This is a genomic window from Halogeometricum pallidum JCM 14848, from assembly GCF_000337095.1.
In the GTDB taxonomy this organism is placed as follows: domain Archaea; phylum Halobacteriota; class Halobacteria; order Halobacteriales; family Haloferacaceae; genus Halogeometricum; species Halogeometricum pallidum.
In genome coordinates this window covers 203,185-218,174 of record NZ_AOIV01000045.1, presented here as the reverse complement: position 1 = coordinate 218,174, position 14,990 = coordinate 203,185, and the positions used below count along the sequence as shown (strand labels likewise).

Genomic DNA, 14,990 nt, shown 5'->3' with positions numbered 1-14,990 from the left:
TCAAACCGCCGGCGGCGAAACTCGGGCGCCACCGTGAGTCTCCGCGCGCTGAACTACCTCGAACTCGAATCGCAACTGGAGCGCAGCGGTATCGGCACCGCGGCGAGACAGCAGCGCGCCGCCCTCTCGCGCACCGACGTGGAGGTCGTCACCTCCCCGTGGCGCGGCGGGAGTCTCCCCCGGGCGACGCTGTCGGCGGCGACGGGCCGCGGCGCGTTCGCCGACTTCGACGTCGCCCACTGCAACCTCATCGGCCCCGGCACCGTCGCCGTCGCCCGGCACGCGACGGCCGAGGGGATTCCGCTCGTCCTGCACACGCACGTCACGCGCGAGGACTTCGCGGAGTCCTTCCGGGGGTCGAGCGCCGTCGCACCCGCGCTCGGGCGCTACCTGCGGTGGTTCTACTCGCAGGCGGACCTCGTGCTCTGCCCCTCCGAGTACACGCGGTCGGTGCTCGAATCGTACCCCGTCGACGCGCCGATTCGCTCGATGACGAACGGCGTCGACGTCGACGCGCTGGCCGGGTTCGAGGACCTGCGCGGGGAGTACCGCGAGCGGTACGACCTGGGGGGGATGGTCGTCTTCGCCGTCGGCAACGTCTTCGAGCGGAAGGGGCTGACGACGTTCTGCGAACTCGCCGCGGAGACCGAGTACGACTTCGCGTGGTTCGGACCGTACGACACCGGCCCGCACGCCTCGAAGACGGTCCGGCGCTGGGTGTCTGACCCCCCGGAGAACGTCACGTTCACCGGGTGGGTAGACGACATCCGCGGGGCGTTCGGCGCGGGCGACGTCTACCTGTTCCCGACGAAAAACGAGAACCAGGGCATCGCCGTCCTCGAAGCGATGGCCTGCGGGAAGGCCGTCGTGCTCCGCGACATCCCCGTCTTCGAGGAGTTCTACACGCACGGCGAGGACTGCCTGAAGTGTTCGACCCGCGCGGAGTTCCGTCGGGCACTGGAACTGCTCGAACGGAACCCGGCGCTCCGGCGTCGACTCGGCGAGAACGCGCGGGCGACGGCCGCGGAACACGGTCTGGACCGCGTCGGCGAGCGGCTCGAAGCGACCTACGAGGCGCTGCTCGACGGTCGGGTGCCGGAGTGACGGGGCGCCGCCGCCGAGCGAGTCCCCGCGGGCCGAAGTCACAACCGTTTACAGGTCCGCCCGCACACGACAAACGAATGCAGTCGGTCGCAGCGTTCACGGACACGTATCTCCCCACCGTCAACGGCGTCTCCTACACCGTGCAGACGTGGCGGGACCGCTGGCGAGAGCGCGGCGGCCGGATGGACGTGGTGTACCCCGGCACCGACGACTACGTCCCGACGGACGGCGAGTACCCCGTCCGCAGCGTCTCGTTTCCCTTCTACGACGGGTTCCGCCTCGGCGTCCCGCGCGTGCCGAATCGCGTCGAGGACGTGGACGTGGTCCACGCGCACACCCCGTTCGCACTCGGTCTCTCGGGACTCCGCCTCGCCCGGCGCGAGGACCGCCCGTTCGTCGTCTCCTACCACACGCCGACCGGCGAGTACGCCGACTACCTCACCTCCCGGGAGCCGTTCGAGCGCGGAATCGAGTCGCTCTCGGAGCGCTACGAGCGGTGGTTCTTCGGCCGCGCCGACGCCGTCCTCTGCCCCAGCACGGACGCGCGCGACCACCTCCGAGACGAAGTGGGCGTCGAAGGGGACCTGACCGTCCTCTCGAACGGCGTCGACACCGAGCGGTTCGCCCCCGTCGACGCCGCCGCGGCCGCCGACTTCCGCGAGGCGTACGACCTGCCGGACGGCACGCTCGTCGGCTACACCGGCCGCCACGGCTTCGAGAAGAACTTACGGGAGTTCGTCCGCGCGGCCGAGGGCGTCGACGCGACGGTGGTCGTCGGCGGCGACGGCCCCGCCCGCGGGGAGTTGGAGTCGCTGGCGACGGAGTTGGGCCTCGACGCGCGCTTCCTCGGCTTCCTCCCGCGCGAGGACCTGTCGGCGTTCTACTCGGTGCTGGACGCGTTCGTGTTCCCGAGTCCCGTCGAGACGCAGGGGCTCGTCGCCTTAGAGGCGAACGCCTGCGGGACGCCCGTCGTCGGCGTCGACGAGGGAGCGCTCTCGGACACCGTCGTCGACGGCGTGACGGGCTATCACTACCCGCTCGGCGACGTGGACGCCTGCCGAAAGACGATACGGCGCGTGCTCGACGAACGCGAGACGCTGTCCGCGTCCTGCCTCGCCCGCCGCGAGGAACTCGGCGTCGACCGCGCCGTCGACGAACTCGCGTCGCTGTACGAGCGGGTCGTCGCCGAAAAAGGGTAAGGGTCGGGCCGTCGGGCGGACCGAACGCCCGTTCTTCGAGGCGTCTGCCTCAGTCGTCGATGTCTTCGACGGCCTGCGCGATGCGCTGGAGTTGACGGGTCGCGTCGCGCACCTCGTCGCGGAGCTGTCGCACCTCGCGGACGAGTTCCTCGTTGCCGGCCGACTCGGACTCGCCGCGGCCGCCCGCGCCCGGCGGGCCGCCGCCCATACCGCCCGGACCGCCGCCGCCGCCCATGCCGCCGGGGCCGCCGCCGCCGCCCATCATACCGCTCATCATCTGCGCGAAGGGGTTGCCGCCGCCGCCCATGCCGCCGGGGCCGCCCTCGCCGCCGCCCATCATGTCGTCGGGGGCCGGTCGCTCGCCCTCCTCGCGTTCCTCCTCGCGGCGCTTTCGGATCTCCTCGACTCGCTCCCGGAAGGACATCTCTTCGTCGTCCTCGCCGTCGGGTCCGTTCTCGCCGGCGTCCGGCGATTCGTCGACGTTCTCCGCCGGGTCGTCGGCGGGTTCGTCTGGTTTCTCGGGCATATTCAGCCCCTTCTCGGTCCGACTGGAAAGGATTGTTGGTAGAGACGATTAGCCCCACGCGCCGAGACTCGACTGCAGGTCGCGCGTCGTCGCCCCCGCGGTCACCTCGTGGCCCACGAGGTCCCGGAGGTCGACGGCGTAGGTGCTCCCCGCGCGGTCGAGGACGAGCAGTCGGCCCTTGACGCCGCGGACGGTCCCGGTGGCGACCGTCTCCGCGACCGGTCGGGCGTCGAGGTGGAGGCCGTAGTCGAAGTCGTAGCGGTCGAGCACGTCGAACTCGGCGATGAGCGATTCCCAGGCGTCGTCGTCGACGGCGAGGTGGAGGCCGTCGCGCTTCGTCGGCACCCGAATCCGGTCGGAGATATCCTCGGCGAGTCCGGACTCTATCTCGCGCGCGATGCGGCCGTTGGCGACGGTTCGGACGTGCGCCCCGCGGTCGGCGCCCTGTTCGCGCAGGCGCGTCTCCAGTCGCCACTCCTTCGTCACGCCCACCTTGAACACGTCGGGCGCGAACGCCGCGAGGTAGACGGCGTGGGGGTCGTGGCAGTCCATCTCGTCTTTGAGGCAGGTGCCGGTGCACTTCGCGCACACCCACGTCGACCGGTGGTCGCGGCAGTACGGCGCGGCGTCGTTGCCGCAGGCCGCGTGTCCGTCGTCGGTCGTCACGCCCGCGCAGTGTCGCTCGCCGAGGGTGTAGGCGAGATCGGTGCCCGGGTCGAGGGCGACGTACTCCACGTCGCCGTCGCTGGCGAGGTACAGGCCCGGTCCGGAGGTGTCGTAGGCGACGAACTGCACGTTGTCCGGTAGGAGACGGTCCGGTAAAAGCCGTGTCGCTCGGGGCGCCGCGCGGGTCCGCCGGCCCGCTTCACGAGAGGAGACCGCGGCCGTTCAAGCGTCGTCGCCGTACTCCGCACGGAGTTCCTCGGTCAGTTCGCGCGCCGCCCGCCGCACCGCCTCGTCGCTGGACCCGTCAGCCTCCCAGCCGAGGGCGGACAGTTTCTCGACGGAGAGGCGCATCCGCGGCACGTCGCCCTCCCAGCCCCTATCGCCGCCGGTGTACTCGTACTCGGGGTCGAGGTCCATCACGTCGGCGACGATGTCGGCGATGGCGGTCACGGAGGTGGTCGTCCGCGTGCCGAGGTTGTACGTGTTCATCGACGCTTCGGCGTTCTCGACGACGTGGGAGATGGCGCGCACGCAGTCCTCGACGTGGAGGTAGGACTTCTCCTGTCGGCCGTCGCCGAGGATGGTGAGCGCGTCGGGATTTTCCAGGAGTTTCTCGATGAAGTCGGGGATGACGTTCCCCCGCTGTTTGGGCCCGACGATGTTGGCGAAGCGGAACAGCCAGACGGTGAAGTCCTTCGAGTGGGCGTACGTCGAGAGCAGACCCTCGTCGGCGAGTTTCGAGGCGCCGTAGACGCTGATGGGTTCGAGGGGGGCGTAGTCCTCGGGCGTCGGTCGCGGCGCCTCGCCGTACACCGTCGACGAGGAGGTGAAGGCGAGATTCGAGACGCCGACCTCCTCCATTCGTTCGAGGACGTTGTACGTCATCTCGGTGTTCTCCTCGAACAGTTGCCGGGGGTGGGCGTAGTTCGTGTCCGTGTAGGCGGCGAAGTGGAAGACGACGTCCACGTCCTCGGTGATGGCCTCGGCCACCTCGTCGGCGTCGGTCAGGTCGGCCCGCACGAACTCGACGCCGTCCGGGACGCGTTCGCGCGTGCCCTTCGAGAGGTCGTCGACGACGATCACGTCGTTGTCGTCGCGGAGGTGCTTCGCGAGGTGAGAACCGACGAGTCCCGCGCCGCCGGTGACGACGACTCGCTTCCCTGAGAGATCCATGCGATGGCTCTCTCGCGGGCGAGTAAGTTCGTTCTGGTCCCCGCACCTACTGCGAGCGGTTCCCGCCCGCCGTCCCCGCGTCGTCGTCGGGGCGCGGCGGAATCTGCTCGGCGGGCGAGAGGGCGGTCAGGTCCGCGCTGACCGTCCAGAGTCGCCGCCGGGTTCGCTCGTCCCGCGCCGTCGCCGACGGCCGTTCGACCGCGCGGTCGACGAAGTACTCGCCCGTGACGCCCTCGACTTCGGGCGAGGCGGCGAGGTAGACGGGGGTGTCGGCCCCCTCCGAGACGGTCTTGGCGAACCGCGAGGTGAACGAGTCGGGCAGGGTGTCGAGCACCGAGACGGCCGCGCGGACGGCGCCGCCGTACTCCCGCGAGAGCGACGTGCCCAGCACCGCCCCGGGGTGGAGGCAGTTGGCCGTCACGCCCGTCCCGCGCAGTCGCTCCGCGGCCTCGAAGGTGAACAGCACGTTCGCCAGTTTCGACCGGGCGTACGCGCCGCGTCCGGTGACCTCGTGGACCGAGCGGAGTTTGCGGAACTCCATGCGCGCGTTTCGGTGCAGTTCCGAGGAGACGACGACGACGCGCGCCTCGCCCGCCTCGGCGGCCGTCTCGCGCAGGCGGTCGGACAGGAGGTTCACGAGGAGGAACGGTGCGAGGTGGTTCACCGCGAACGTCGCCTCGACGCCGTCGTCGGTCAGTTCCGGGTCGGCGAACCACGCGCCGGCGTTGCTCACGAAGACGTCGAGTCGGTCCACCTCCCGGTCGACACGCGCCGCGAGGTCTCTGACCTCGGCCTGCGAGGCGAAGTCGGCCGAGAGGAACGAGGCGCCGCCGTCGCCGGTCGCCGCCTCGCGCAGGGCGGCGGCGGCCCGGCCGCCCTTCGCCGGGTCGCGACCGGTCACGACCACGCGGGCGCCGCGGGCGGCGAGTCGGCGCGCCGTCTCGAAGCCGATGCCGTCGGTTCCGCCGGTGACGACGGCCGTCCGCCCGTCGAGTCGCGGCGTCCCGGCGCGCGTCGAGGACATATCCGTAGCGAGGGCCGCGACCGGGTTAACCCTCGCGCACGTCGGGTCGAGGTCGTCCGAACCGGGCCGCCCCGAAGCGAAGCGACTTAGCGCGCGGACCGACTCGCTCGGCGTATGGATGCAGAACCCGAGGTCGCCGTCCTCCGGTACGGCCACAGACCGGGGCGCGACGACCGGATGACGACGCACGTCGGCCTCACGGCCCGCGCCCTCGGCGCGGACCGCGTCGTCTTCCCCGACAACGCGGGCCAATCGAAGGAGACGGTCGAGGACATCACGGGCCGGTTCGGCGGCCCGTTCGGGGTCGAGACGACGGACGCGCTGAACGGCTTCATCCGGAGCTGGGAGGGAGTCGTCGTCCACCTCACGATGTACGGCGAACGCGTGCAGGACGTCCAAGAGGAGGTTCGGGCGGTCCACCGCGAGGAACCGGTGCTCGTCGTCGTCGGCGGCGAGAAGGTGCCGTTCGAGGTGTACGAGGCGGCGGAGTTCAACGTCGGCGTGACGAACCAACCGCACTCGGAGGTGGCCGGCCTCGCGGTGTTCTTAGACCGCCTGTTCGACGGGCGCGAACTCGACCGCGAGTGGTCCGACGCCGACCAGACCGTGATTCCGATGGAGACCGGTAAGCGCGTCGTCGACCCGAGCGAGGCGGAGTCGGCGGCGGACGCCGACGGAGACTCCTAAGCGGAGTCCGGCGCCGCTTCCGGCGGCCGTTCGGGCGTTCCGTGGGCGTCACTCGGCGGTCGACGCCGCGGCGTCGTCGCCGTACCGTTCGCTCGCCTCGTCCCGGCGCACGTCGGCGGCGACCACCTCCGGCACCGCTCGCCGGGCCCGCAGGATGTCGACGCCGACGAGGACGTGAACGAGTCCGGCGCCGAAGAGGCCGAGCACCACCCGCCCTGCGACGACGGCCGCGTACCCGGCCGAAACGAGGACGACGAACCACTTCAGCGCCCGCAAAATCCGCACGCGCCTGCACCGTTCGCGCTCGCGCGTCGCGACGACGCGCGCCCCCTCGCCGGCCGGCACCGCCACGTACCGGTCGGGTTCGCCGGCGCGGGAGAACCGGAGCACGTCGACCAGTTCGGTCATACCGTCTACGAGGTCGGAACCGCCATGAAGATTCGCCCGCACCTCCCCGTATTCGGTGCTTTTAAACTGCTTAGCGACGGAAAGATACCCAATGGCTTTTGAAGGGCTGCTGAACGACCCTGTCATCCAGAAGTACCTCCACGAGTTGGTAGGACCGACGGGGATGCCGGTCGCGGCCGCGCCGCCGGACGGCGAGGTCACCGACGAGGAGTTGGCCGAGGAGTTGGGCCTCGAACTGAACGACGTTCGCCGAGCGCTCTTCATCCTGTACGAGAACGACCTCGCGTCGTACCGCCGCGTGCGCGACGAGGACTCGGGGTGGCTCACCTACCTGTGGACGTTCCACTACGAGAACATCCCGGAGAACCTCGAAGAGGAGATGTACCGACTCCTCGAAGCGCTCGAAGACCGACTGGAGTACGAGCGGACCCACGAGTTCTACCTCTCGGAACCGGCGGGCATCCGCTTCGAGTTCTCCGAGGCGATGGAACTCGGCTTCCAGTGCCCCGAGACGGGCGCGCCGTTGGAACCGATGGAGAACGACGACATGGTCGAGGGGATGGAGCGACGCATCGAGGAGTTGCGGGACGAACTGAACGTCGAGGCGAAGTCGCACTAATGGTCGTTCTCGCCACAAAGTGCTACGTCGAAGGGGACGCGCGGGAACGCGCCCTCGACAGCCTCGACTCGCTCATCCGCAACGACGTGGGCGAGTTGGACGTGACGTGGGATATCGGCGTCCGCGACGACGACTTCGTCTCCGTCACCGTGACGGGCGACGACGCCACGGCCGCGCGGAACCTCCTCGGCGAGGAGTGGGGCGAGGTGACCCCGCACCTGACCGAGGGCGAGACGTACGTCGGCACCCTCGACCAGTGGGACGAAGACGGGTTCGTCCTCGACGTCGGCTTTCAGAACCGCGTCCGCATCTCGACGGACGACCTCGGCCTCGGAACGGGGTCGCCGACGCAGATTCGGGACCGCTTCGGCATCGTCCAGCACACGCCGCTGGCGTTCGTCTACGACGAGGACGGCTCGCGCCTCGCCGACGAGACGCGGGACCGCCTGTACGGATGGACCCGCGAGGAGCGTCGGAGCGGGCGCGTGAACGTCAACAGCGCCACCCGCGGTGAGGTCCGCGCGACGGTCAACCGCGCGGGGCACGCCGAGGACATCGTCACCGTCGAGCGCCTCGGCCTCCTCGAACAGAGCATCGTCTGCCCCGAGGGGACGGACCCGCCGGGACTCCTCGCCAGCATCGGGACGTACCTCCCCTCCGAACTCAAGTGCGTCCTCACCTGAGCCCGCACGAATGAACCGACGACTGCTTCTCGCGTTCGCCGCGCTCGTCCTCCTGGCCGCCACGTCCGGTTGTCTCGGCCTGTTCGGCTCCAACGACGTCCCGGCCGAGCGTCTCGACTCGCAACCGCCCGTCGAGGGCGGCTACGCGTGGGATTCGAACGCGACGGTTCACATCGAGATTCTGGAGAGCACGAAGTTCACCGCGGTGTACGAGCTGAATCAATCGGAGATAGAGCTCTACCGGCGCGACGGCGTCGGCGGCCGGAACCCCCTGTCCGTCGAGTCGGTGCGCTACCGCTACCCGAACGGCACCGTCATCAACGGATCGGAGATTCGGAACCGCGGCGGCGCGGTGCAGCAGAACCGCGACGTGACGACGGTCGTCCTGCCGAACGGAACGAGCGGCGGCCACCTCGCGTTCGCCAGCGGCGGGTCGCCGAAGCGCTTCTCGCTGCCGACGTACGTGCGGGGTTCCTACGAAATCGTCCTCCCGCCGGACCGCAGCATCGACGCACCCATCATCGGACAGGCGAACCCGAGCGGCTACGAGCGTCTGACCACCGACGACGGCCGGAGCCTCCTGCGGTGGCAGAACATCGGGGAGAACGCAGACACCGTCTCCGTGCAGTTCTTCCTCGAACGCGACCTGTACGTGTTCGGCGGCGTGTTCGCCCTGTTCGCCCTCATCGGCGTCGGCGGCCTGCTGTACTACCGCCAGAAGATAGAGGCGCTGCGGGAACAGCGCGAGGAGATGGGTCTGAACGTCGACACCGAGGGCGACGAGTTCGACGACGACCCGCCGCCGGGGATGCGCTGACGGGAGTCAGTTCCCGCCGTCGGTCCCGGTGCCCGTCGACGCGGGAGCGGTCGTCCCCGTTTCTATTTCTGTTCCGTTCGCCGTTCCGGTCGTAGTTTCCGTTTCCGTCTCCGTCCCGGTGGCTGTCTCGGCCTCGGCCTCGGTACTCGTTTCCGTTCCCGTCTCGGTTGCCTCGCCGTCCCCGGAATCGGGGTCGTCCCACTCCATCTCGTCGTTGCCGGACCACAGCAGGTTCGGGTAGTCGGCGATGAGGCCGTCGACGCCGGCGGCGGTCAGTTGTTCGGCTTGATACCACGTTCCGATGGTCCACACGTTCACGGCGCGGCCCTCCTCGTGGGCGACCTTCACGAGGTCGACGTCCGCGAACGGCCCCGACAGATAGTACTCGTCGCCGAAGAACGGCGTCCCCTTGACCATGTTGTACGGCGGGTGGATGGCCTCACAGTCGTACTCCCGCGTGATTTCCAGTCCCGTCTCGATGGAGTCCCAGAACAGGTACGCCACCGGGACGTCGGGGTCGATGTCGCGGACGACGGCGATGGCCGCCTCGGCGAACGACGAGACGAGCACGTCGTTCTCGTAATTCCCGGCGATATCAAGCGCCTTCTCGGCCATCGGCCGCCACACCTCCATCTGCTGGGAGAGTCGCTCCTCGGAGAGTTTCTGGGAGGTGTAGGTATCGGTCGTGTCCGGGTTCTTGAACTCGATGTTGACGCCGACGGAGTCGGGGATGAGGTCGAACACCTCGCCGAGCGTCGGAACCGACTCGCCGCTCTGAAGCACGTCCGCCTCCCGGAGTTCGTCCGCCGTGTACTCCCAGACGTAGCCGTCGAGGTCCGTCAGTCCCCGCGTCCCCTCGTCGCGGCTACTCAGGTCGGGGTCGTGAATGACCATGACCTCGCCGTCCGCCGAGGGGATGATATCCAGTTCTATCATGTCGGCGTCGTCGCCCCACGTCGCCCGGCCGAACGCGCCGAGGGTGTTCTCGGGGTAGACGCCGGCGAATCCGCGGTGTGCGATTATCTCCGGCTCCGAGTGCCCGCCGGACCAGTGTTCGTTCCCGTGGTTCTCCGACTCGGTCCCGTTCGCGTCCTCGTGCGTCGCCGCGGCGACTCCGCCGAGCGACGACGCGCCGAGCAGCGCACCGGTTCCCGCGACGAACGACCGTCGACCGACTTCGTGTTCATCTGATGACATCGTTTTCGAATCTCCCGTCGGTGGGTAAAATGTTTATATTAAGATTATGTATGTGTGGGTTACGGATTGGTCGGAATGAACGAACGGGAGCGCTCGGGAGCGCTCCGGAGTCCGCGAAGACGACAGGTACGGGGCCGACGGTGCCCCGAGTCGATGGCGCGTCGGACGAACGGGTAGCCCTCGCCGCGGGCCGCGCCCTTTTACCCGGCCTGCGCCTACGGGCGGCCATGCGAGTTGCAGTCGTCACCGTCGGGGACGAACTCCTCGCGGGTGACACCGTGAACACGAACGCCTCGTGGCTGTGCGAACGGCTCGCGGCCCGCGGCGCGCGCGTCGAACGCGTGACGACGGTGCCGGACCGCGTCTCGGACATCGCCCGCGTGGTCAACGAGTACCGCGCCGAATACGACGCCGTCGTCGTCACCGGCGGCCTCGGCCCGACGCACGACGACCTGACGATGGCCGGCGTCGCCGCCGCCGTCGGACGGGAGTTGGTAGAGCACGAGGAGGCGCTGGCGTGGTTGACAGAGCACGGCGGCTACATCGCCGACGAACTGGCCGAGGGGACGGCCCACCTGCCCGCGCGGGCGCGGATGCTCCCGAACGAGGAGGGCGTCGCGCCCGGCGCCGTCGTCGAGGGCATCTACGTGCTCCCGGGCGTCCCCGACGAGATGAAGGCGATGTTCGAACTCGTCGCCGAGGAGTTCGACGGCGAGGAGACGTTCACGCGGGCGGTGGTGACGAGCGAACCCGAGAGCGGACTGTTAGACCGCCTCCGCGACGTGCAGGCGGCGTTCGACGTGACCGTCGGGAGCTACCCCGGCGAGAACGTCCGACTGAAGCTCTCCGGCACCGACGAGACGGAAGTCGAGGAGGCGGCGGCGTGGCTTCGCGAACACGTCGACGTCGTCCCGGCGGAGGAGTAGGCCGCGGCGGCTACCGGTACAGATAGAGGAGCCAACCCACGGTCATCAGAATGCCCACGATGAGAATCGTCGCCCCCGTCTCCATAATGGGGAACGGTTCGGCGCTCGCCTGAAGCAGCAACATCATTATTGCCCGACTGTTACCGCGGACCGTTCTTAAACGTTCGAGTTCCGACGCCGCCCGCCTCCGCCGGACCGGCGCGCCGACCGGCGGGCTTTTGCGCCGGCCTCCGCTCCACTCGCCTATGCGAATCGGCGTCGTCGTGAACCCCATCGCGGGGATGGGCGGACGAGTCGGACTGAAGGGAACCGACGGGAAAGTCGCGGAGGCGCGCGCCCGCGGCGCCGACCCGCGCGCCCCCGACCGGGCGCGTCGGATGTTCGAGGCGCTTCGGGACACTGACGCGATTGTCCTCGCGTGGGGCGGCGAGATGGGCGAGTCCGCGGCCCGGGAAGCGGGCCTCTCGCCCGAGGTGCCGGGCCGCCCGTCGGGCGAAGAGACCACCGCGGAGGACACCGGACGCGCCGTCAGGGCGTTCCTCGACGCGGGCGTCGACCTGGTTCTCTTCGTCGGGGGCGACGGCACCGCCGCGGACGTGGCCGAGGCGCTGGCGGAGGCGGACGGAGGCGGCAAGGTGCCGATGCTGGGCGCGCCCGCGGGCGTGAAGGTGTACTCGTCGGTGTTCGCCGTCTCGCCCGAGGACGCGGCCGTCGTGGCGACGACGTTCGACCGGACGGAACGCCGCGAGGTGATGGACATCGACGAGGACGACTACCGCGAGGGCGAGGTGCACCCCGAACTCCGCGCCGTCGCGTCCGTCCCCGTCGCCGACGACATGCAATCCTCGAAGCAACTCGGCGGCGGCACGGTGGACGCACTCGCCGCTGGCGTCGCAGAAGACATCCGGGCGGCGTCCGGGAAGACGTTCGTCCTCGGACCGGGGAGCACCGTCGGCGCGGTGAAGGCCGAACTCGGGTTCGAGGGCTCGCCCATCGGCGTCGACGTCTGGCGGGACGGGGAGGTGCTCGTCCGCGACGCCGCGGAACGGGAGATTCTGGATAGTTTGGGCCCCGACGGCGAGAACGTCGTCGTCGTCTCGCCCATCGGCGGGCAGGGGTTCGTCTTCGGGCGCGGCAACCCGCAACTGTCGCCCGACGTGATCCGCCGGTGCGAGGTGGAGATAGTCGCCTCGCGGTCGAAACTCGACGGTATCGGGAAACTGCGCGTCGACACCGACGACCCCGAACTCGACGCGGAACTCCGCGGGTGGACTCGCGTCCGCGTCGGCCGGTTCGAGCGGCGGATGATGGAGATAGTCTAATCTTCAATACCCTCTCTCTTACTGACAGTGACTAGTGATAGCAATGACCAATCATATGCGTACCCCTTCTGAGTGTACGTATAATCGCCATATAGTGAGGATTAAGGTCATCCCCAACCAGGGGAGTGGTATGGAGACGCGTAAGGTCCAGCGACTGGGTCCGTCGACGCTGGCCATGACGTTACCGGCGGAGTGGGCGAAGGAGCACAACGTGAACAAGGGCGACGAGGTATCCCTCCGGATGGGCGGAAAGGGGACGCTTACCGTCTTGCCCGAGTCGGCGAGTCAGGAGGACGCGCTGGCGACCATCCGAGCGGACGCCCTCAACGCCGACGCCCTCGAACGCGCCATCGTCGCGCAGTACGTGCTCGGCCGGCGGGTCATCCACATCGAGAAGAGCGAGGGGGCCCTCGACTCCGAACACATCAACGCCGTCTACCGCGCGGAGACGCAACTGATGGGTCTCGGCGTCATCGAGGAGACGCCCGAACGCATCGCCATCCGCTGTTCGGTCGACCCCGAGGACTTCACCCTCGACAACCTCCTCGAACGGTTGGAGAACACGGGCAGCACGATGAGAGGGGAGGCCATAAAGGCGCTCGCGCACGGGAACGCGGACTTGGCTCAGCGAGCGCTCAACCGCGAACGGCAGGCGAACAAGATATTCGTCCTCCTGCTCCGTCTCATCTTTACGGCCTATCAGAACCCCAACCTCTGCCGGGCCGTCGGCCTCGAATCCGGTTTCCCCCTCATCGGCTACCGCTCGGTGGCGAAGAACCTCGAACTGACCGCCGACAACGCCGAGGACATCGCCGAAATCGTGATGGATGCCGAGGGACACACCCTCGACGTGGACTCGACGACGATGCGCCGCATCCGCGATTTCACGGATCAGGTCGACGAGATAACCAGCAAGGCGGTGCAGTCGGTGGTCGAACGCGACTACGACCTGACCGTCGAGTGCCGCGAACTGTTCCGCGACATCCGCGACAAAGAACAGGACATCCTCAGCGACCTGCCCGAGATGGACAACGAGCAACTCCTCCAGATACGCGAGGTGCTCGTCAGCCTCCAGCAGACCGCCCAGTACGCCATGCGGAACGCGGAGATAGCGGCGAACCTCGCGCTGAACGAGGAGTCCGATCACGTCACCATCGGCTGAGCGGCCGCGGGGGACGGGGAATTTTTCTCGCCGTATCGTCGGTCTCGACTAGGTTGCAGGTGTCGTCTCCGATTCGAACGAGATGCAGTCGTCCTCTGTTCCCGTATCGTACCGCCACCTCCCCGAAAGAGCGTGCGGATACCTATCGACGCGCCGGACTCACGACGGGTTCCCGACCCCGGCGCCTCGGGACTACCCGACGCGGTCGGCGGCGCTGGTAGGGAAGACGGCGAACAGACCGTCGTCGCCCTCCGCGGCGGCGTCCGTCGCCGTTTCTGTGGTCGGCGTCGCCTCGTCGCCGAGGAGTCCGCCGTCGTCGCTCTCGTCCCCGTCGGCAGGGGTCGCCGTCTCCGTCTCCGTTCGAGTCGACTCCGCCGTCGACGCCGCCGAGTCGTCGCCGGTCGCGTTCTCCGTTTCCGTTGCCGTCGGTTTCGTCCCGAACAGGTCCGTCTCGACCCTCTGCTCGTACGTCAGGGCGTCGAGGGGGACGCGGAGCGTCTCGCCCGCCACGTCGAGGCGGGCGTGGAAGTCTATCCGCAGGTCGCTCACCTGGTTCCGTTCGAGGTGGCTCACCCACCACTCGTCGAGGTTCTCGTTGCGGAGGTGCGTCGTCGTCGCTATCGTCCGCGTCGACTTCGCGGGGACGACGTATCCCGACTCGCTAGTGCCGTTCCCCATCGTCACGTCGTTCATCGCGATGCCGTAGCCGAGGCGGGAGACGGTTATCGGGTACGGCTTCGGGTTGCGGACGACGAACGCCAGTTCGAGCGTCGTCGTCGACTCGTTCACCGCGCCCCACTCCGCGCGCGTCTCCTCGACGTAGAGCACCGGGTCGGAGACGACGGGAGCGTCGGCGTTCACCGGCCGCCTCTCCGTGGAGTTGAACTGCGACAGCATGTCGGTGTCCACCTCGCGCGTGACGTTCGGCGCGTCGAACGCGCGGCCGAGCGTCGCCGACCGGACCGTCGGGTCGACGGCGACGACGGTGTGCTCGCCGTTGCGGACGTGCGACCGCCACCATGGGGCGATGCGCTCGTTCCGCATCTCCGTCGTCGCGTTCACCGTGGCGTTCCCCGCGCCGACGGCGACGCCCGACTTCTCGCCGCTCGCCATCCGCACGTCGTTCATCCACACCTCGTAACCGACGGTCACGCCGCCGAGTTCGACCCCCAGGGGGTTGGGGTTCGACACCTCGATGGTCGTCTCGACGTCCGTCGTCTCCTCGGTCACGTTTCCGAAGCGGTTCTCGACGCCCGAGACGGCGGGTGCGCCGACGACGCCGGCGGCGACCATCCCGCCGCACAGGACGAGGAGGGCCGCGACCACGGTACCGACGACCCGGAACCGACTCCCGAGGAACAGCGGTGCTATCTGTCCGAGCATTGACGACGAGAGACGTTACAGATACAAAAAATATCGCTCTATATTACTTGTATCGCCTCGTCGGAATCTCCCGTTCGGCGTGCCGGAGGCTGTC

The 14,990-nt window shown here is 68.8% G+C and carries 16 protein-coding genes; 9 read left to right on the top strand and 7 right to left on the bottom strand.

The features are described 5' to 3' along the window. Positions 1–33: 33 nt before the first annotated feature. Together C474_RS20850 and C474_RS20845 are read left to right on the top strand one after the other, a co-directional pair. The gene (locus tag C474_RS20850) at positions 34–1,104 is read left to right on the top strand and encodes a glycosyltransferase family 4 protein (RefSeq protein ID WP_008390364.1); all 1,071 of its coding nucleotides are present in this window, start codon (positions 34–36) and stop codon (positions 1,102–1,104) included. A 77-nt stretch (positions 1,105–1,181) separates the two neighbouring features. Then, entirely contained in the window at positions 1,182–2,303 is a 1,122-nt protein-coding gene (locus C474_RS20845; protein ID WP_008390363.1) for a glycosyltransferase, read from the top strand. Between the two features lie 49 nt (positions 2,304–2,352). Here C474_RS20845 and C474_RS20840 read toward each other — a convergent pair whose 3' ends face one another. The 4 genes from C474_RS20840 to C474_RS20825 form a co-directional block, all read right to left on the bottom strand. After that, complete coding sequence (locus tag C474_RS20840; protein ID WP_008390361.1) at positions 2,353–2,829, bottom strand: hypothetical protein; 477 nt, start codon at positions 2,827–2,829, stop codon at positions 2,353–2,355. A gap of 48 nt (positions 2,830–2,877) precedes the next feature. Beyond that, on the bottom strand, positions 2,878–3,624 hold the full coding sequence (locus C474_RS20835; protein ID WP_008390359.1) for a DUF2797 domain-containing protein: 747 nt from the start codon (positions 3,622–3,624) through the stop codon (positions 2,878–2,880). Between the two features lie 93 nt (positions 3,625–3,717). Further along, entirely contained in the window at positions 3,718–4,668 is a 951-nt protein-coding gene (locus tag C474_RS20830; protein ID WP_008390357.1) for an NAD-dependent epimerase/dehydratase family protein, read from the bottom strand. Positions 4,669–4,714: 46 nt separating this feature from the next. Further along, the gene (locus tag C474_RS20825) at positions 4,715–5,692 is read right to left on the bottom strand and encodes an SDR family NAD(P)-dependent oxidoreductase (protein ID WP_008390355.1); all 978 of its coding nucleotides are present in this window, start codon (positions 5,690–5,692) and stop codon (positions 4,715–4,717) included. Positions 5,693–5,806: 114 nt separating this feature from the next. Here C474_RS20825 and C474_RS20820 point away from each other — a divergent pair, with 114 nt between their 5' ends. Continuing rightward, the gene (locus C474_RS20820) at positions 5,807–6,379 is read left to right on the top strand and encodes a tRNA (cytidine(56)-2'-O)-methyltransferase (RefSeq protein WP_008390353.1); all 573 of its coding nucleotides are present in this window, start codon (positions 5,807–5,809) and stop codon (positions 6,377–6,379) included. Between the two features lie 48 nt (positions 6,380–6,427). On the opposite strand, the gene C474_RS20815 is transcribed toward C474_RS20820, so the two are convergent. After that, positions 6,428–6,787 (bottom strand): hypothetical protein, encoded by a 360-nt coding sequence (locus C474_RS20815; RefSeq protein WP_008390350.1) that lies wholly within the window; start codon positions 6,785–6,787, stop codon positions 6,428–6,430. Between the two features lie 91 nt (positions 6,788–6,878). On the opposite strand from C474_RS20815, the gene C474_RS20810 reads away from it, so the two are divergent. From C474_RS20810 to C474_RS20800, 3 genes are read left to right on the top strand one after another with little or no spacing between them, the layout of a single operon-like run. After that, positions 6,879–7,406: a transcription factor TFIIE subunit alpha gene (locus tag C474_RS20810; RefSeq protein ID WP_008390348.1), complete on the top strand. Its 528-nt coding sequence runs from the start codon at positions 6,879–6,881 to the stop codon at positions 7,404–7,406. Beyond that, positions 7,406–8,089, top strand: a complete 684-nt coding sequence (locus C474_RS20805; RefSeq protein ID WP_008390345.1) for a DUF2110 family protein — start codon at positions 7,406–7,408, stop codon at positions 8,087–8,089. Before C474_RS20810 ends, C474_RS20805 begins: the two co-directional genes overlap by 1 nt. Positions 8,090–8,099: 10 nt before the next feature. After that, positions 8,100–8,906, top strand: coding sequence for a DUF5803 family protein (locus C474_RS20800; protein ID WP_008390343.1), 807 nt, complete (start codon positions 8,100–8,102; stop codon positions 8,904–8,906). Positions 8,907–8,912: 6 nt separating this feature from the next. On the opposite strand, the gene C474_RS20795 is transcribed toward C474_RS20800, so the two are convergent. Beyond that, entirely contained in the window at positions 8,913–10,103 is a 1,191-nt protein-coding gene (locus tag C474_RS20795; RefSeq protein ID WP_008390341.1) for a glycerophosphodiester phosphodiesterase, read from the bottom strand. A 227-nt stretch (positions 10,104–10,330) separates the two neighbouring features. On the opposite strand from C474_RS20795, the gene C474_RS20790 reads away from it, so the two are divergent. The 3 genes from C474_RS20790 to C474_RS20780 all read left to right on the top strand — a co-directional run bounded on the left by C474_RS20790 (position 10,331) and on the right by C474_RS20780 (position 13,513). Next, the gene (locus C474_RS20790; protein ID WP_008390339.1) at positions 10,331–11,029 is read left to right on the top strand and encodes a competence/damage-inducible protein A; all 699 of its coding nucleotides are present in this window, start codon (positions 10,331–10,333) and stop codon (positions 11,027–11,029) included. 245 nt (positions 11,030–11,274) lie between these two features. Next, entirely contained in the window at positions 11,275–12,351 is a 1,077-nt protein-coding gene (locus C474_RS20785) for an ATP-NAD kinase family protein (RefSeq protein WP_008390337.1), read from the top strand. Between the two features lie 130 nt (positions 12,352–12,481). Beyond that, positions 12,482–13,513 carry a phosphate signaling complex PhoU family protein gene (locus C474_RS20780; protein WP_008390336.1) on the top strand — a complete coding sequence of 344 codons (1,032 nt, stop codon included), beginning with the start codon at positions 12,482–12,484 and terminating at the stop codon, positions 13,511–13,513. A 192-nt stretch (positions 13,514–13,705) separates the two neighbouring features. On the opposite strand, the gene C474_RS20775 is transcribed toward C474_RS20780, so the two are convergent. Then, on the bottom strand, positions 13,706–14,896 hold the full coding sequence (locus tag C474_RS20775) for an LEA type 2 family protein (RefSeq protein WP_008390335.1): 1,191 nt from the start codon (positions 14,894–14,896) through the stop codon (positions 13,706–13,708). Positions 14,897–14,990 lie beyond the last annotated feature (94 nt).